We start from the raw sequence: 18,572 nt of genomic DNA, 5'->3' as shown, positions 1-18,572 counted from the left end.
TAAAACAGGAAGTCGATGCGCTATTCGTTCGAAATCAGGAAGTTCATTTACAGCCAGTATTTCTTTGGCGGGTTGCGCATCGCGCTCGGCGTATCGCTGCCCGCCGTCCTGATGCTCACCGTCTTTCACAATCGCGAGCTTGGTTTCACGATCGCGACCGGCGCGCTCGGTGCGTGCGTCGTCGACATGCCCGGCCCGCTCAGGCACAAGCACAACGAGATGCTCGCGTGCACGGTGATCGGCTTTCTTGCGGCGCTCGCAACGGGCATCGCGACCGCGAATCCGATCACGCTCTGGCTGACCATCGTGCCGCTGACCTTCGTGCTGTCGCTGATCGTCGTGTACGGCAATCGCTGGCCGCAGATCAGCTTCGCGACGCTCTTCATGATGGTCGTCACGCTGGAAGAGCATTTCACGCCGATGCAGGCGCTCATCAACGCATCGTGGATTTTGCTGGGCGGCCTCTGGTACACGTATTGGGCGACGCTGGTCTCACGGCTGCTCGTCTATCGCATCGAGCAGCAGGCGCTGGCCGAAAGCATCTTCAGTTGCGCGGAGTATCTGCTCGCGCGCGCCGAGTTCTACGACAGCGACGCCGATCTCGACGAGTGTTATCGCGTGCTCATCGAAAAGCAGATTGCGGCCGTCGAGCGGCAGGAAGCGGCGCGCGACATCGTGCTGCGCAACTTGCCGAAGGTGAAGAGCGGCAAGCTCAACGCGCGGCGCGCGCGGCTCTTCAATCTGTTCATCAACGTGGTCGATCTGCACGAGTTCTTCGTCGGCGCGCATACGGACTATCCGCTCGTGAGAAAGACGTTCGCCGGCTCCGACGTGCTGATCTTCTATCGCGACCTGATGCGCAAGGCGAGCGCGGATCTCGAGGAAATCGGGCTCGCGGTGCTGCAGAACAAGGCGGCCGGCCGGCAGATCAGCATGAAGGCCGAACTGCGCGCGATCGAATACGAACTGGAACTGATGCGCAAGCACGGGCTGCCGGAGAAGAATCCCGAAGCGTACGCGGCGGCGGCCGCCGTGTTCAGGCGTCTGTGGAGCGCGACGCGTCTCATCGACAAGATGCGCCGCCGCACGCGCGACGAACCGAGCGTCACCGAAACCGAAGTGCAGATCGACCACGCGCTGTCGCGCTTCATATCGAGCCGGCGCGTGCCGTTCATGCAGATATTCTCGAACCTCACGATGTCGTCGCCGAGTTTCCGGCATGCGCTGCGCGTGACGATCGCCGTGGGTATCGGCTTCTGGCTCGGGCGTCTCTTGCCGCTCACGAACGCGTACTGGATCGTGATGACGACCGTCATCATTCTGAAGCCCGGCTACTCGCTCACCAAGCAGCGCAACACGCAGCGGATCATCGGCACGGCGATCGGCTGCGCGGTGACCATCGCGCTGATCCTGTTCTTCAAGGAGCCGCACATCCTGCTCGTCGTGATGTTCGCGTCGATGGTGATGAGCTACAGCCTCCTGCTTTTCAACTATGCGGCGAGCGTCGTGTTCACGTCGTCGTATGTGCTGCTGATGTTCCATCTGCTCGCGCCGGGCAACATGCGGATCATCGGCGAGCGCGCGATCGACACCGTCGTCGGCTGCGCGATCGCGATCGCGGCGAGTCATCTGTTTCCGTACTGGGAATATCGGCTGATGGGCAAGCCCGTGAAGGATCTGCTCGCCGCGACGCGCAATTATCTCGAAGCGAGCTGGTGGTGGCGCGGGACGCAGACCGACAAGGCGCGCGCGGCTGCGGTTCACGCGCCGGCGGCCGAAACGCCGGTCGATCGCGCCGTGTTCGCCGATGCGAATGCGGGTGCGGTGGCGGCGACGTCGTCGGCCGTGGCGACGCCCGCGCAAACGGTGACGATCACGGCGGAAGCGGTCAGCGAACCGGTCGAGCCGATGGCCGCCACGCCGCCGCCCGCCGCCGATTCCGCGATGAAAGCCGCGAGCGCGACGGCGCAGCGTTTATCGTCGGTGAGCATCGGCGAGAGCACGGCGGCCACGGCGAGCAAGGGCGCATCCGCCGCGGCGACGGTGACCGCCACGGCGCTCGACCGCGACTTCCGCTACCGGCTCGCGCGCAAGAACGTGCATATCGCGTTCGCCAATCTCGCGCAGGCGTTCCAGCGCATGATGCTGGAGCCCAAGGCGCAGCAAAGGTATGCCGCCGAATTGAACGATCTGCTCGTGCAGAGCCATGTGCTCGCCTCGCAGATCACCGCCGCCGCGCCGCTGCTTCAATCGCTCAACGAGGTGGGCGGTCAGCCGTTCGAGCCGGTGCAGCGCACCTTCGGGATCGTGCGCGACAATCTCGCCGAGGCCGAGGGCGAACTGCCCGGCGCCGCCAAGCCCGATGCGCCGCCCGCTCACGCGGACGCGCTCAAGCAACTGCGGCGCGATCTGGACAAGATGGTCGTCGATGCAGAGCGCGCGCAGTCGCTGCCCGCCGATGCGCTTCACGATCTCAAGCTGCTCGCGCATCAATGCAAGCAGATGCTGACGGCGTCATCGCTGATCGAGAAGGACGCCGCGCAGATTCGCCTGCCGGTTTGACGCGTGCCTACTGCGACGCGCCGACCGCCGGCACGGCGGGGCGCACGTCGCTCGCCGCGGATGGCTGCGCGTTTTCCTCGTCGAACTCGCGCTTCTCGCGGATCGCGTTGAACAGGATCGTGCCGATCACGATCAGCACCACGACGACGATGAACACGCTGACGGCGCGGGTCGGATTCTTTTTCGGCGTACCGTCCGGGCGGCGCGGATCGCGGGGGTCGTGGCTCATGAATGGATTCGTGGCGGCGTGTCGGGAAGAACCCGCTATGGTACTCGGGTTGGGTTTCAGTTGGATTGCGGGGCGCCCATCGTCGTTTCGCAACCCGCGCCGCCATCGCGAAATTCTCTGCTGCACGCGCGCGCTTGAACGCGGCCCGTCCGATTGACGATACTAGTCACGATTCCATGCGCGTCCGATCCCGGGAAGGGCTAAAGGGGCAATCCCGGGATACCTAGTGACCGGACGTGTTGAGCCGCCCGCCCGGGCGGCTTTTCTTATGTGTCGGCGGTTCAGGGTTCGAGCGTGGGGCGCACCGGCAACGCCGTCGAATACTTGATCTGCTCCATCGCGAAACTCGAGCTCACGTCATACAGCGGCACGGCGCGAATGAGTTGCTTGTAGACGCGATCGTAGTCGTCGATATCCGACACCACGACGCGCAACAGATAATCGGTCTCGCCGCTCATCCGGTACACCTCGACCACTTCCGGAATATCGCGCACGGCGCGCGTGAAATCGTCGGCCCAGGTCTGCGTGTGCTGGTTGGTGCGTACCGCGACGAACACCGTCGTCCCGACGCCCAGCTTCTTCGGATCGCACAACGCAACCTGCGCGCGGATCACGCCCGTCTCTTTCAGACGCTGCACGCGTTTCCAGCACGGCGTCTGCGAAAGGTTCACGCGCTGCGCGAGTTCCGCGATGGGCATCGTCACATCCTGCTGAAGCAATTCGAGCAGCTTGCGGTCGATGAGGTCCATTCCCATGCTGCACCCCTTATAGGAAATTATTCTATTTCTTGATGGTCGAGCGGAATTATATGGAAACTAATTCTGGAGGCAAGCCGGTATAAATGAGCGGATCGAACAACAACGACGCGACGGCTCATCCACTATGCGACTCGAACATGTCAGCCGCCTGGCGCGGCCCTCTTCATCGGCTTTGGCGGCTTCCCCGGCCGCCGATTGTGCCGCGTTCCGAAACCCCGCGCTCGAACGACTGTGCCGCGAAATCGACGCCGCATTCGCCGCCGCCGAAGCGGATTCGCGCGCGTCGTTCGGCGAGCGCGTGCGCCTCGCGCTGCAACGCGCGATCGCCGATCCGGGTCTGCTGCGCCCCGATCAGCGCGTGAGCGATCCGCGGAACTATTGCCGTCATCTGCTCGCCGCCGACCCGCTCAACCGTTACGCGATCGCCGCGCTCGTCTGGGAGCCGGGGCAAGCGAGCCCGGTGCATGGTCATCGGACATGGTGCGGCTATGCGGTGATCGATGGCGCGCTCGAAGAAACGCTTTATCGCTGGGATGCAGTCGCCCATCGCGCGATCGAGACGCGGCGTCATCCGCGCGCGCCGGGCGCGGTGTCCTATGTGGATGCGGGACGCGGCGCGATTCATCAGCTCGGCAATCCCGCCGATGCCGCCGCGCGCGCCGTATCGCTGCATGTCTACGGCGTCGCGGGCGAGCAGATCGCCACACACGTCAACGATCTGCTCGCCGCCTGAAAAAAGCTCAGCCCTTCCCCGGCTCGGACGCGGTCGGAATCTGCGGCGGAATCTGCACGGATTGATCGGTCCGCGGCGGCGCCGGCTGGGGTTCGTGCGAAACGTCGCGGGCCGCGGCTGCGGCGATCTTCGTCTCGCGCACAAAGGCCGGCCCGGCCGCGAGTTCTTCTTCCTCTTCCACCGGCGCCGGCGCCTCGCCCGTCCAGATGCGCCGCGCGCGCTCGCGTCCTTCGGCGTCGGCGCCCGACATCGCGTCGCGCGTCATTTGCACGTGCATCTGCGGAACCGGAATCTCGATGCCGGCTTCGTCCATCTTGCGCTTGATACGCAGATTGAACGCCCGCGCGACGCTCCATTGCTGCAACGGGCGCGTCTTGATCTGCCCTTTCACGACCATCCAGTTCGGATCGAAGCGGTCGAGTCCCCACACTTCGACCGGCCCGAGCATTTCGAGCCGATAGCGGAAATCGTCCAGCAGATCCGCGCCGACTTCGCGAATCATCTGCGTGACCTGGTCGACGTCCGCCGAAAACGGCACGCGCACCTCGAACACCGCGTACGCGAAATCGCGCGACAGATTCTTCACCGTCTTGATCTGCGAGAACGGAATCGCGTGGATCGCGCCCTGGCCGTCGCGCAGGCGCACGGTGCGGATCGTCAGGCTTTCGACGATGCCCGCGTGACCGCCTTCGACCTCGATCGAATCGCCGACCGAAATCGTGTCCTCGATGATGATGAAAAGCCCGGTGATCAGATCCGCCACGAGCGATTGCGCGCCGAAACCCACCGCGAGGCCGATCACGCCCGCGCCCGCGAGCAGCGGCGTCACGTTCAGGCCGAGATTCGCGGCGGTGACGATCGCGGCGACCGTCAGCAGGAACACGAACACCACGTTGCGCACGAGCGGCAGCATCGTGCGGGCGCGCATGCTCGGGCCGCGTCCGCCGCGCCGCGCCGCGTCGGGCCTGAGCGCTTCCTGAATGCCCGTGTCGATCAGAATCCAGATCAGCCAGACGACGAAGAACGTCAGCACGATCATCCCGACCGCGTGCGTGATGCCGCGCGCGGCGACGCTCTCCTCGGCCATGTGCGCGAGCGAGAATCCCCAGAAACGCGACGACAATTCGAGGAACACGAGCCAGACGCCGACCACGATCATCGTGCCGACGAACTTGACGAGCCTGCGCACATACGCCGACTGGCGGCGCGGTTTTCTCGACTTGGGCCGCGTGATACGCACGACGATCGCCGAGAGAAAGAACGCGACGACGAGCAGGCCCGCGGTGGCGATCGCCATCTGCAGCACGTTCTCCGACGTACCGATGCCCATGAGCGTCGCCACGACCGACGCCGACGCGAGCAGGAGCAGCGGCAACTGCCAAAGCGACGCGACCACTTCGAACGTCTCGGTCGCGGCCTTGCGCGTGTTGCGCTGCTCGTACGTGCGGCTGCGGATCAGATGCGCGACGGGCCGCTGGAACGCGAGCGCGAAATACGCGGTGAGCGCCGCGGCGCCCATGTTCGCGCACGTCGAGATCAGCGCGGAGAGATTGGTGCCGAGCTGCTGCGCGACGTCGTAATTCGCGGCGGCGTCGCCGAGCGCGCCGAGCGTGCCGATCAGAAAGAGAAGCCGCCGCGCGCGGCCGATGAGCAGGTTCACCGCGACGCGCCGGTGCGCCGAGCCGAACAGCGAGAACATGATGAGACAGATTGCGGAGAACACCGCGCCCGCGACGATTGCGTAAGCGGTGACCATCGCGAGCGTGCGGCCGAGCGACAGCGGCATGTAGTGCGTGAACGTGAGCGCCGCGAGGAACGCGAACAGGTACGGCGCGACGCGGCGCAGCGTGAAGAGCAGCAGTTCGCGCGTCGTCGGGTTCGAATGCAGGCCGCTGTCGATGCCGAATCGCGCCCGCACGCGCCGCTGCAGATAGACGAGCGCCATCGCGCATGCGCCCCAGCCCGCGAGCGTCGCGAAATAGTTGAAGAGCGTGCGGCCGAACGATTCGCGGCTCTGGCTCGTGACGATCGTGAAAAGCTCGTTGCCGGCGGCGTTGAAGCGTCCGACCCAATAGGCGATAGGCGTCTTGCCGCGCTTCACGTCGGCCTCGATGTTCGTGAGCGCCGACGCGATCGCGCCCAGCAAGCCCGCGTTCTGCGCGATGGTCGCCACGACCGACGATGCCGTCGTTCCCGAAGTCGGCTGTGCGCCCGCTGCCGTGCCGCTCGCGGCGGTGTCCGCCGTCGCGGAGGCCGCCGCCGCGCCGGATGCCGGAGCGGTGGAATCGGCGGCGCGCTTCGCATCGCGCAGATGCTTGAGCTGCGCGACGAGCGCCGTGCGCTGCTTGTCGCTATCGAGGGTGGCGATGATGTTGTCGAGCGAGCGCAGCATCTCGGCGTCGGACATCGCGGGCGCCGACGCGGCATCCGGTGCGGATGCGGGCGCGGCCGGCGTGATCAGTTCCTGGAACGTGGGCAGCGTGAGGGCCTGTGCGGCCTGGACGGCAGGCGAGGCGAACACGATCGACGCGGCCAGCGCGGCGAGCATCGACGACATTGCAAGCGAAAACGCGCGCGCAGCGTGGCGCGCGAGTGCGGCGCGCAACAGCACGCACGCCGCCATCCAGGAGATCGCGCCAGACGCCGCCGCGCTTCGCGGCGCGAGCTTGCGTGACTTCATAACGGTCTCGATTTCTGAAAGTCCGCCAGTTTAGCGGCTATAACAGGGAGGCCGCCCAAAGCGGACGTAACCGAATGTTAAGCGCTTCTGCGTTGATTTTTCAGACGAAACAGCTCTATTTATCCATCTCGGTGCGCGCGCCGCTGGACTCGGACGTGGGGCCGGCGACCGAGCCTTGCGCGCTCGCTTGCGGATTCGACGCGCCGCCCGACTGCGCGGACCATTCCTGCAGCTTGCGCCCCGCCGATTGCAAGCCCGCGCCCGTCGCGCTCGCGGCATTGTTGATCGCGGCGTTCGTCGCGCTCGCCGCGCTGTCGAAGTTCGATCGCGCCGTCGCGGCGACGCTGCTCGCGGAGACATCGGGCATCGATCCGGCGCTGTCGATGTTCTGCTGCGCCGATTGTTTCGCGGCATCGACCTTCTGGCCGACGTAGCTCGCCGCCTGGTCGAACTTCTGGCTCGTCTGGCTCGCCAGATTGTTGAGAGCGCTCGCGGCCTGCCCCGCGGTTGCGTCGTGCTTCTCGCACGCGGCCAGCACGCCCAGCGCGGCGAGCGTCACGGCGATGCGGGTCATGGGAGTCATCTGCATGGTGATACCTTCCTTCGTCTCGAAACTCGCGCACATCATACGCTGTCGGTGCGCGTCGCTTCGCGCTGTCACATGCGAAGCGCGGCGCGAATAGTAGACTGATCCGCGCGGCGCGAGCGCGATGGAGCGGCGCGCGGCATCGAGCATCCGACAACCCATTCCCTGACGAGGTTAGCGATGGCTGCCAAGAAGATTCTGTTTCTCACCGGCGATTTCGCCGAGGACTATGAAACGATGGTTCCGTTTCAGGCGTTGCAGGCCGTCGGCCATACGGTGGATGCGGTGTGCCCCGGTAAAAAGCGCGGCGACTCCGTGAAGACGGCGATCCACGATTTCGAAGGCGATCAGACTTATACGGAGAAGCCGGGACATCGCTTCACGCTGAATGCGAGCTTCGACGACATCGATCCGGCCCGTTACGACGCGCTCGCGATCGCAGGCGGCCGCGCGCCGGAATATCTGCGCCTGAACGATCGCGTGCTCGAACTCGTGCGGCACTTCGCGCAGGCGAACAAGCCGATCGCCGCGGTCTGCCACGGCGCGCAATTGCTCGCGGCGGCGGGCGTGATCGAAGGGCGGCGCATTTCCGCGTACCCGGCGTGCGCGCCCGAAGTGCGGCTCGCGGGCGCGACTTACGCCGATATCGCCGTCGATGAGGCCATCACCGATGCGAATTTCGTCACCGCGCCCGCATGGCCCGCGCATCCGGCGTGGATCGGGCAATTCCTGGCGCTGCTCGGCACTCGAATCGAACCTTGAAACCTTGCATCGCAGGGGAACCTCGCCTCTGGTCAACGGGGTGCGCCAGCCTTACATATAGCTGGCGCAAACGATTTACCCGCGGTGAGCGGCGAATAGAATTTTCCCTCTACATTTCGGAGACTTCTGGTTTTGGCACCCTATACGGTTGGCATATATTTGCCGCCGTCCCGCCTCCCACGAAGTCTCGCACCATGCTCTTCATGAATGTCGCCGTCGCCCTTGTCGCAGGGTTGATGCTCTTCGAGCCGTTCACTCGCGCCCCTGTCTCCCGCTTCACCACTCCACGCATGCGTCGCAGTCTCGCTCACCGCGCTTTCTGTCAGGCGGGCGCTGCATTCTTCGCGGCTCTGCTCATCGCGACGAGCCCGCCCGCGCCCGAACGAATTTCGCCGCTCGTCGTGTACTCGGTCGCGCTATTGCTGGTGTGCGCAGCGGTCTACTGGATCGGGCGCGGCAAACGCTTGCTTCGGCAGCCACGCGTGTTTGCGAACATGTATTGATCTCCCAGCGCGGCGCACATTGCGCCGCGTTTTGCTTTCGGCAGCGAAGATGACTGCCGCTTCTCTCCCCATCATTTCCTTTCGACGTCCGAACGACGAGACCCGGCTCCCCCGCGCTTTCCGGTATATTCGCGCCAAGACTTTCGACGAACGCACGGACGAAAAAAAAGGCGCTACGTTTCCGTAGCGCCTTAAAAGTTCTAGCCATTCCGAGGGCCGTGCTAGAACCTGAGAGCCTGTCTCCGAAGCTCGGGCGGTAAGCGCTGAAGCGCACGTCACCCCGGGTTTCGAAATTCGGTTCCATTTTTTCCGGGATCGCTGCTCAAGTCAAGCAAAATCTCGCGGTCCGGGCAACTGCCCAAGTTTCGTTCAACATGCACCGAAACACATAAAAGTTTCATTGCGGGTACAGCTTATTCTGAAGGTTTGCATCGTTTGCAAGTTTCTCGTGCTGGCCTTGTAGAATTGCGCCAGGTCATCAAACAAAACGATGTTTCACTTAACGAATGCCTATGCAAAACGAACCGTCGGTGGGCCGCGAACGCGCCCGGGAGAAGGACGGCGAGGAAGTCACCGCGCTCGCCCGCGGGCTCGATGTGCTGCGCCGGATCGCCGCCGCGGACGCGCCGGTGAGCAATCGCGAACTGACCGACTGGACGGGAATTCCGAAGCCCACGATATCCCGGATCACCGCGACGCTCGTCGGCGCCGGATTGCTGCACCGCTTGCCCGACAGCGAGCGCTTCGTGCTGACGGCGTCCGTTCTCGAACTGAGCAACGGATTCTTACGTAATTTCGATATTCGCGCTCGAGCGCGCCCGTTTCTTATCCGTCTCGCCGAGCGCACTGGTCTCTCGGTGCACCTCGCCGTGCGCGATCGTTTGGAGATGGTTGTAATCGATGCCATTCGGCCACGGTCCGCTGTCCTGGTGTCGCGGCTGGAAGTCGGCGGCAGGATGGACCTGAGCCGCACCGCTGTCGGACGCGCGTATCTCGCGGTGTTGTCCGACGCGGATCGGCGTGCGCTGATCGGCAGCTTGCAGATCGCATCCGGCGACGACTGGCCGGCCATCGCGGGCGGCTTGCAACGCGGCCTCGACGATGCGTTGCGCCTCGGCTTCGCGATCTCCATCGGCGAATGGCATCACGGATTGAATGCGGTCGCGGCGGGCTTCGTCGGGCCGTCCGAAGAACGCTATTCGGTCAATTGCGGCGGCGCCGCGCATCAGTGTCCGCGCGACATATTGATCGACGAGGTCGCGCCCGCCCTGCTCGATTGCGTCGAGCAGATCACACGCGAGATCGGCGGAACGCACGCCCCGAACCTATTGCGCGCCGCCAGTTAGACTACGCGACGGCCGCTGCGCGGCCGAACGCCTTCGAAAGCGCGGCCGGTTGCGCGTGTAACACTCGTAATCAACAGAAAGAAAGGCCGGTGGACGCCCTCGGGTGCGGGACGTAGCATCATGCTTCGCGCGCACCGGGGTCGCGCCGGATCGCTCGCCTGGCTCGACAGGCAGCCTTTCCAGCCGCTTTCAACGGCCCCGCGTCATTCACGGCCTCCGCTTCGGTCTCGGTTCATGCGCGCGGCGCATCGTCTGGCGCTTGAACCGTGACCGCCGCCCGTCCGCGCTCCGAACAGATTTGAAAGACCAGCCTCCGAACCGATGGACGACCAAAAGAATCCCCCAGGGCACTCGCGCCCGACGCCTCCGACGCCTGCCGCCATCGAACCCGCGCCGCGGCGGCGCCGGGTCGTGCCGCTCATCGTCGCGATCCTGATCGTCGCCGGCGCAGTTGCGTGGTGGCATCCGTGGAATCGCGGCGAGAGCGGCGGCACGAGCGGCGCGCCGGAAGCCCGTCAAGGCGGAAGGCGCGGCATGCCGAATCCGATGAATCAGCCGCAGCCGGTGCATGTCGCGACCGTCACCCAAGGCGAAATGCCCGTGGTCATCAATTCGCTCGGCACCGTGACGCCGCTCGCGAACGTCACGGTCAAGACGCAGTTGAACGGCACGCTCGTCGATGTCGCGTTCAAGGAAGGCCAGATGGTCAAGAAGGGCGACGTGCTCGCGCAGATCGATCCGCGTCCGTATGAAATCTCGCTGCGCAACGCCGAGGGCACGCTCGCGAAAGACCAGGCGCTGCTGCAGACCGCGCGCCTCGACCTGCAGCGCTATCAGACGCTGCTCTCGCAGGATTCCATCGCGAAACAGCAGGTCGACACGCAGGCGTCGCTCGTCAAGCAGTACGAAGGCGCGGTGAAGTCGGATCAGGCCAACGTCGATACCTACAAGCTCGATCTGACCTACGCGCGCATCACGGCGCCGGTGTCGGGGCGCGTCGGCTTGCGTCAGGTCGATCCGGGCAACTACGTGACGACGGGCGACACGAACGGCCTCGTCGTCATCACGCAGTTGCAGCCGATCAGCGTGATCTTCACCACGTCCGAAGACAATCTCGCCGCGATTCTCAAGCCGCTGCACGCGGGCACGAAGATGTCGGTCACGGCGTATGACCGCGCCAATACCACGTCGCTCGAAGCGGGCTATCTCGAGACCGTCGACAACCAGATCGACACGACGACCGGCACCGTCAAGCTGCGCGCTACCTTCGACAACAAGGAAGGCATGCTTTTCCCGAATCAGTTCGTGAACACGAAGCTGCTCGTCGATGTCATCAAGAACGCGACCATCGTGCCGACGCCGGCGGTGCTCAACGGTTCGTCGGGCGCGTTCGTGTACGTCGTGAAGCCGGACAACACCGTCACCGTGCGCAACGTGAAAACCGGCCCGGTCGACGGCGAGCGCACCAGCATCAAATCCGGACTGCAAGTCGGCGAGCGCGTGGTCATCGACGGCTCGGACCGCCTGAAGGAAGGCGCGAAAATCACGATTCCGGCTGAAAAGGCGAAAGCGGCATCGGGCGCGTCGGGTGCATCGGGCGCGTCGGCTGCGGCGCCGGCTTCGGCGGCGTCGGGTGCGCGCCACGGCGGTCATCGGCGTCAGCAATCGCAGCAGTAAGCGCAATTCGAAAGCATGAATCCATCCCGCATTTTTATTCTGCGTCCGGTCGGCACGGCGCTCCTGATGGCGGCGATCATGCTGGTCGGCCTCGTCGCGTTGCGCTTTTTGCCGCTCTCGGCGCTGCCCGCCGTCGACTATCCGACGATCCAGGTCCAGACGTTCTATCCGGGCGCGTCGCCCGACGTGATGACGTCGAGCGTCACGGCGCCGCTCGAAAAGCAGTTCGGGCAGATGGCGAGCCTGAACCAGATGTCGTCGCAAAGCTCGGCGGGCGCATCGGTCATCACGCTGCAGTTCAGCCTTGATTTGCCGCTCGATATCGCCGAACAGGAAGTGCAGGCGGCGATCAACGCAGCGGGCAACCTGCTGCCGTCCGACCTGCCCGCGCCCCCGATCTACGCAAAGGTGAACCCCGCCGACGCGCCGATCATGACGCTCGCGGTCAGCTCCAAAACCTTGCCGCTGACACAAGTGCAAGACCTCGCCGACACGCGTCTCGCGCAGAAGATCTCGCAGGTCGCGGGCGTCGGCCTCGTATCGGTGAGCGGCGGCAATCGCCCTGCCGTGCGGATTCGCGCGAACACGCGCGCGCTGGCGTCGTATGGCCTGAACATCGACGATCTGCGCACGACGATCTCGAACCTCAACGTCAACACGCCGAAGGGCAACTTCGACGGCCCGACGCGCGCCTACACCATCAACGCGAACGACCAGCTCACCGACGCGAACGCGTACAAGAGCGCGGTCGTCGCGTATCGCAACGGCCGTCCGGTGATGCTGACGGACGTCGCGAGCATCGTCGAGGGGCCGGAGAACACGAAGCTCGGCGCATGGGTCGATTCGACGCCCGCGATCATCCTGAACGTGCAGCGTCAGCCGGGCGCGAACGTGATTGCGGTGGTCGACGGCATCAAGAAAATCCTGCCGCAATTGCAGCAATCGCTGCCGGCCGCGCTCGACGTGCGCGTCGTCACGGACCGCACGACGACCATCCGCGCTTCGGTGCGCGACGTGCAGTTCGAACTCGCGCTGTCCGTCGTGCTGGTCGTGCTCGTCATCTATCTGTTCCTCGCGAACGTCTACGCGACCATCATTCCGAGCTTGTCGGTGCCGCTGTCGCTCGTCGGCACACTCGCGATCATGTACCTGTGCGGCTTCTCGCTCGACAATCTCTCGCTGATGGCGCTGACCATCGCGACCGGCTTCGTGGTCGACGACGCCATCGTGATGATCGAGAACATCGCGCGTTACGTCGAGGAAGGCGATCCGCCGCTCGAAGCGGCGCTGAAGGGTTCGAAGCAGATCGGCTTCACCATCATCTCGCTGACGGTCTCGCTCATCGCCGTGCTGATTCCGCTGCTCTTCATGGGCGATGTCGTCGGCCGCCTCTTCCACGAGTTCGCGATCACGCTCGCGGTGACCATCGTCATCTCGGCAATCGTCTCGCTCACGCTCGTGCCGATGATGTGCGCAAAACTCCTGCGCCACACGCCGCCGAAGGAAAGCAAGCGCTTCGAGGCGCGCGCGCATCAGTTCATCGATTACGTGATCGGGCGTTACGCGGTCGCGCTGGAATGGGTGCTCGCGCGCCAACGCGCGACGCTGTTCGTCTTCGTGCTCACGCTCATTCTGACCGCCGTGCTGTACGTGTACATTCCGAAGGGCTTTTTCCCGACGCAGGACACCGGCGTGATCCAGGCGATTACGCAGGCGCCGCAGGCCGCGTCGTATCAGGCTGTCGCGGACCAGCAGCAGGCGCTCGCGAAGAAGATTCTGCAGAACCCGGACGTCGAAAGCCTCACCTCGTTCGTCGGCGTGGACGGCTCGAACATCACGCTGAACAGCGGGCGCATGCTCATCAACCTGAAGCCGCGCGACGACCGCAGCAATACGTCGAGCGATGTCATCCGCGAGATTCAGAGCGAAGTCGCCGATATTCCCGGCATCAAGCTGTACATGCAGCCGGTGCAGGATTTGACGATCGATTCGACCGTCAGCCCGACGCAGTATCAGTTCATGCTGACGGACCCGAACGCGTCGGAGTTCGCGGAATGGGTGCCAAAGCTCGTCGAGCGGCTGCAACACACGTCCGTGCTGACGGACGTCGCCACCGATCTGCAGCAGAACGGCCAGTCGGTTTATATCGAGATCGACCGCGAGACAGCCGCGCGCTTCGGCATCACGCCCGCGACCGTCGACAATGCGCTCTACGATGCATTCGGCCAGCGCATCATCTCGACGATTTTCACGCAATCGAACCAGTACCGAGTGATTCTCGAAGCCGAACCGTCCGACGCGCATTACAGCGAAACGCTGAACGGCATCTATCTGCCCTCTTCCACCGCGACCAACGGTCAGGTGCCGCTCTCGGCCATCGCGAAGTTCCACGAACGCGCGGCGCCCTTGCTCGTCACGCACCTCGGCCAGTTCCCGGCGACGACCGTTTCCTTCAATCTCGCGAAGGGCGCGTCGCTCGGCGAGGCCGTGAAAGCAATCGAGCAGGCCAAGGAGGAAATCGGCTTGCCCGCGTCGTTCCAGATCCGCTATCAGGGCGCCGCGCTCGCGTTCCAGGCGTCGCTGTCGAACGAGCTATTCCTGATTCTCGCGGCCATCGTCACGATGTATATCGTGCTCGGCGTGCTGTACGAGAGCTTCATCCATCCGATCACGATTCTCTCGACGCTGCCGTCCGCAGGCGTCGGCGCCTTGCTCTCGCTGATGATCACCGGGCACGATCTGGACATCATCGGCATCATCGGCATCGTGCTTCTGATCGGCATCGTGAAGAAAAACGCGATCATGATGATCGACTTCGCGCTCGAAGCGGAGCGCGATCAGGGCAAGCCCCCGCGCGAAGCGATCTTCCAGGCGTGTCTGCTGCGCTTCCGCCCGATTCTGATGACCACGATGGCCGCGCTCCTCGGCGCACTGCCGCTGATGCTCGGTTGGGGCGCGGGCTCGGAGCTGCGGCGTCCGCTCGGCGTGGCGATCGTCGGCGGCCTGATCGTGTCGCAGTTGCTCACGCTGTTCACGACGCCCGTCATCTATCTCGGCTTCGATTCGCTCGCCCGCAAGCTGCGCGCGCGCTTTCATCGCGACGCGCCGCCGGCCCCGGCCAGCGAGGGCCGCTGAGTCATGAACCTGTCGCGCATCTTCATCGCCCGGCCCGTCGCCACGACGCTGCTCGCGGTCGGCATCGCGCTCGCGGGCATGTTCGCGTTCGTGCGCTTGCCGGTGGCGCCGTTGCCGCAAGTCGATTTTCCGACCATCTCCGTGCAGGCGTCCTTGCCCGGCGCGAGTCCGGAGACGGTGGCGACGAGCGTCGCGAGTCCGCTGGAGCGACATCTGGGCACCATCGCCGATGTCAGCGAAATGACCTCGATGAGCTCTGTCGGCACGACGCGCATCACGCTGCAATTCGGCCTGAATCGCGATATCGACGGCGCCGCGCGCGACGTGCAGGCCGCGATCAACGCCGCGCGCGCCGACCTGCCGACCGCGCTGCGCCAGAATCCGACGTACCACAAGGTCAACCCCGCCGACGCGCCGATTCTCGTGCTCGCGCTCTCCTCGCCCACGCGCACGGCGGGCTCGCTCTACGATTCCGCGGCGACCGTGCTGCAGCAGACGCTCTCGACCGTGCCGGGCGTCGGCGAAGTGGACGTGAGCGGCTCGGCGAATCCGGCCGTGCGCGTCGAGCTCGAGCCGGGTGCGCTCTTTCACTACGGCATCGGGCTGGAGGACGTGCGCGCCGCGCTGGCGTCGGCGAACGCGAACAGTCCGAAGGGCGCGATCGAGTTCAAGGGCACGCGCGTCCAGCTCTACACCAACGATCAGGCGAGCAAGGCCGCGCAGTACAAGGACCTCGTGGTCGCGTACCGCAACGGCGCGGCGGTGAAGCTTTCGGATGTCGGCGAAGTGGTCGATTCCGTCGAAGACTTGCGCAATCTCGGCCTCATCAACAACAAGCGCGCGGTGCTCGTGATCCTGTATCGCCAGCCGGGCGCGAACATCATCGAGACGATCGACCGCGTGAAGTCGATGCTGCCGCAGTTGCAGGCCGCGCTTCCCGCCGACGTGCAGATCACGCCGACCGCCGACCGCTCCACGACCATCCGCGCATCGCTGCACGATACCGAGCTCACGCTCGTGATCGCCGTGGCGCTCGTCGTGATGGTCGTGTTCCTGTTCCTGCGCAACTGGCGCGCGACGCTGATACCGAGCGTCGCCGTGCCGATCTCGATCATCGGCACGTTCGCGGCGATGTATCTGCTCGGCTTCTCGCTCGACAATCTCTCGCTGATGGCGCTGACCATCGCGACGGGCTTCGTCGTCGACGACGCGATCGTCGTGCTCGAGAACATCACTCGGCATGTGGAAAAAGGCGTGCCGCGGATGCAGGCCGCCATACTCGGCGCGCGCGAAGTCGGCTTTACGGTGCTGTCGATCAGCGTGTCGCTCGTCGCCGTGTTCCTGCCCATTTTGCTGATGGGCGGCATCGTCGGGCGGCTGTTCCGCGAATTCGCGCTCACGCTGTCGCTCGCGATCGCGGTGTCGCTCGTCGTCTCGCTGACCGTCACGCCAATGATGTGCTCGCGCCTGCTCGAAGAGCCGCACGAGCGCAAGCAGGAAGGCCGCGTCGCGCGCTGGCTGGAGCGCCAGTTCGATCGCATGCAGCGCGGCTATGCGCGCACGCTCGGCTGGGCGCTCACGCATCCGCGCACGATTCTCCTGATCCTGCTGGCGACCATCGGGCTGAACGTTTATCTGTACGTCATCGTGCCGAAGGGCTTTTTCCCGCAGCAGGACACGGGCCGCATCATCGGCGGCATTCAGGCGGACCAGAGCACGTCGTTCCAGGCGATGAAACTCAAGTTCGCCGAGATGATGAAGATCGTCGAAGCGGACCCGGCCGTCGACAGCGTCGCGGGCTTCACGGGAGGGCGCTCGACCAATTCGGGCTTCATGTTCATCTCGCTCAAACCGAAGAGCGTGCGCAAGGTGTCCGCCGATCAGGTCATCAACCGCCTGCGCAAGCCGCTCGCGGAGGTCGCCGGCGCGCGCACCTTCCTTCAGGCGGTGCAGGACATTCGCGTGGGCGGGCGGCAATCGAACGCGCAATATCAGTTCACGCTGCTGTCCGACTCCACGGCGGACTTGTACAAGTGGGGGCCGCTTCTCACCGAGGCGCTGCAAAAGCGCCCCGAACTCGCCGATGTCAATTCCGACCAGCAGCAAGGCGGCCTCGAAGCGATGGTCACGTTCGACCGCGCGACGGCCGCGCGCCTCGGCATCAAGCCCGCGCAGATCGACAACACGCTCTACGACGCATTCGGCCAGCGGCAGGTATCGACCATCTACAACCCGCTGTCGCAGTATCACGTCGTGATGGAGCTCGCGCCGAAATACTGGCAGGACCCGGAGATGCTCAAGCAGATTTACATCAGCACGTCGGGCGGCACGGCGAGCGGTTCGGCATCGACGCAATCGACGACCACGTCCGGCACGACGACGACCGCGTCCACTTCGGCGACGGGATCGACGGGCGCGGGCGGTTCCTCGACGAGCACGTCCGACACAACCGCTGCCCTTGCGCTGGCCGCCGTGAAGAACTCGGCGACCAACGCGATCGCCGCGACGGGCAAGAACGGGTCGTCGTCGGGCGCGGCGGTGTCGACATCGAAGGAAACGATGGTGCCGCTTTCCGCGATTGCGAAGTTCGGGCCGGGCAACACGCCGCTTTCGGTGAATCACCAGAGCCAGTTCGTCGCATCGACGATCTCGTTCAATTTGCCGCCGGGCAAGTCGCTCTCCGACGCGACCGCGGCGATCTACGAGACCATGGCCACGATCGGCGTGCCGCAGACCATTCACGGCAGCTTCCAGGGCACGGCGCAGGCGTTCCAGCAATCGCTCAACGACCAGCCGCTCCTTATTCTGGCGGCGCTCGCAGCGGTTTACATCGTGCTCGGGATTCTGTACGAGAGCTACATCCATCCGATCACGATTCTTTCTACTTTGCCGTCGGCGGGCATAGGTGCGCTGCTCGCGTTGCTGTTGTTCAAGACGGAGTTCAGCATCATCGCGCTGATCGCGGTTATTTTGCTGATCGGCATCGTGAAGAAGAACGCGATCATGATGGTCGATTTCGCGATCGAGGCGACGCGCCACGGCGCGCAGACGCCGCAGGACGCGATCCGCGAGGCGTGTCTGTTGCGCTTTCGCCCGATCATGATGACGACCGCCGCCGCCCTGCTCGGTGCGCTGCCGCTGGCGTTCGGCAGCGGCGAAGGTTCGGAGATGCGTGCGCCGCTCGGGATCGCGATCGTTGGCGGGTTGATCGTGAGTCAAATGCTCACGCTCTATACGACGCCTGTGGTCTATCTTTATATGGATCGGTTTCGGATTCGCGCGGAAGAACGGCGCGCTCGGCGGCAGCGCGGGGCGGGGCCGGCTGGCGCGGCGGAGTGAGGTTTTGCTCTTTGTTTTCTCCGGATCGCGGAGTGGGCGTTTGTTGTTGGTCCTTCGCCGGATCCCGGAGTGGGCGTTTGTTCTTGGTCCGTCGCCGGATCCCGAAGTGGGCATTTGTTCTTGCTCCTTCGCCGGATCCCGCTTTCGCGTCGGTCTATTAGCACTGCCCCTGTGCGGGGCGGCAGTCACTTTCTTTGCTGCTGCAAAGAAAGCAACTGTATTGAGCGTCAAGGGTTGAGTTGGTAAGGATCATGGTTTTGGG

General features: G+C 64.7%; 12 protein-coding genes. 8 read left to right on the top strand and 4 right to left on the bottom strand.

Translation table 11 applies throughout. The annotated features are described in order from the left end of the window. The first annotated feature begins 15 nt into the window (after positions 1-15). Positions 16-2,562 carry an FUSC family membrane protein gene (locus NCT05_RS05695; protein ID WP_250501878.1) on the top strand — a complete coding sequence of 849 codons (2,547 nt, stop codon included), beginning with the start codon at positions 16-18 and terminating at the stop codon, positions 2,560-2,562. A 7-nt stretch (positions 2,563-2,569) separates the two neighbouring features. Here the strand turns inward: NCT05_RS05695 and NCT05_RS05690 are convergent, their stop codons facing one another. Both NCT05_RS05690 and NCT05_RS05685 read right to left on the bottom strand, forming a co-directional pair. Continuing rightward, positions 2,570-2,791, bottom strand: a complete 222-nt coding sequence (locus NCT05_RS05690) for a hypothetical protein (RefSeq protein WP_008350594.1) — start codon at positions 2,789-2,791, stop codon at positions 2,570-2,572. A 281-nt stretch (positions 2,792-3,072) separates the two neighbouring features. After that, positions 3,073-3,546 carry an Lrp/AsnC family transcriptional regulator gene (locus tag NCT05_RS05685; RefSeq protein ID WP_033536869.1) on the bottom strand — a complete coding sequence of 158 codons (474 nt, stop codon included), beginning with the start codon at positions 3,544-3,546 and terminating at the stop codon, positions 3,073-3,075. 127 nt (positions 3,547-3,673) lie between these two features. Here NCT05_RS05685 and NCT05_RS05680 point away from each other — a divergent pair, with 127 nt between their 5' ends. Then, on the top strand, positions 3,674-4,282 hold the full coding sequence (locus tag NCT05_RS05680) for a cysteine dioxygenase family protein (protein ID WP_051079032.1): 609 nt from the start codon (positions 3,674-3,676) through the stop codon (positions 4,280-4,282). Positions 4,283-4,289: 7 nt separating this feature from the next. On the opposite strand, the gene NCT05_RS05675 is transcribed toward NCT05_RS05680, so the two are convergent. Together NCT05_RS05675 and NCT05_RS05670 are read right to left on the bottom strand one after the other, a co-directional pair. Continuing rightward, positions 4,290-6,962: a mechanosensitive ion channel family protein gene (locus NCT05_RS05675; protein WP_250501877.1), complete on the bottom strand. Its 2,673-nt coding sequence runs from the start codon at positions 6,960-6,962 to the stop codon at positions 4,290-4,292. Positions 6,963-7,077: 115 nt separating this feature from the next. After that, positions 7,078-7,551, bottom strand: a complete 474-nt coding sequence (locus NCT05_RS05670) for a BCAL1086 family glycoprotein (RefSeq protein WP_051079045.1) — start codon at positions 7,549-7,551, stop codon at positions 7,078-7,080. 177 nt (positions 7,552-7,728) lie between these two features. Here NCT05_RS05670 and NCT05_RS05665 point away from each other — a divergent pair, with 177 nt between their 5' ends. The 6 genes from NCT05_RS05665 to NCT05_RS05640 all read left to right on the top strand — a co-directional run bounded on the left by NCT05_RS05665 (position 7,729) and on the right by NCT05_RS05640 (position 18,310). Further along, complete coding sequence (locus NCT05_RS05665) at positions 7,729-8,310, top strand: DJ-1/PfpI family protein (protein WP_250501876.1); 582 nt, start codon at positions 7,729-7,731, stop codon at positions 8,308-8,310. 194 nt (positions 8,311-8,504) lie between these two features. Next, the gene (locus tag NCT05_RS05660; protein ID WP_144403775.1) at positions 8,505-8,813 is read left to right on the top strand and encodes a hypothetical protein; all 309 of its coding nucleotides are present in this window, start codon (positions 8,505-8,507) and stop codon (positions 8,811-8,813) included. A gap of 512 nt (positions 8,814-9,325) precedes the next feature. After that, positions 9,326-10,159, top strand: coding sequence for an IclR family transcriptional regulator (locus NCT05_RS05655; protein ID WP_008350606.1), 834 nt, complete (start codon positions 9,326-9,328; stop codon positions 10,157-10,159). A gap of 321 nt (positions 10,160-10,480) precedes the next feature. After that, on the top strand, positions 10,481-11,836 hold the full coding sequence (locus tag NCT05_RS05650; protein WP_250456493.1) for an MdtA/MuxA family multidrug efflux RND transporter periplasmic adaptor subunit: 1,356 nt from the start codon (positions 10,481-10,483) through the stop codon (positions 11,834-11,836). A 15-nt stretch (positions 11,837-11,851) separates the two neighbouring features. Continuing rightward, positions 11,852-14,971, top strand: a complete 3,120-nt coding sequence (locus tag NCT05_RS05645) for an MdtB/MuxB family multidrug efflux RND transporter permease subunit (protein WP_008350610.1) — start codon at positions 11,852-11,854, stop codon at positions 14,969-14,971. A 3-nt stretch (positions 14,972-14,974) separates the two neighbouring features. Next, entirely contained in the window at positions 14,975-18,310 is a 3,336-nt protein-coding gene (locus NCT05_RS05640; protein WP_250456494.1) for an efflux RND transporter permease subunit, read from the top strand. Positions 18,311-18,572: the final 262 nt, after the last annotated feature.

Origin of the sequence: Caballeronia sp. AZ7_KS35, from assembly GCF_023631045.1 — a bacterium.
GTDB lineage: Bacteria > Pseudomonadota > Gammaproteobacteria > Burkholderiales > Burkholderiaceae > Caballeronia > Caballeronia zhejiangensis.
Note: the sequence above shows the minus strand (reverse complement) of the source record. Positions and strands in the feature narration are given on the sequence as shown.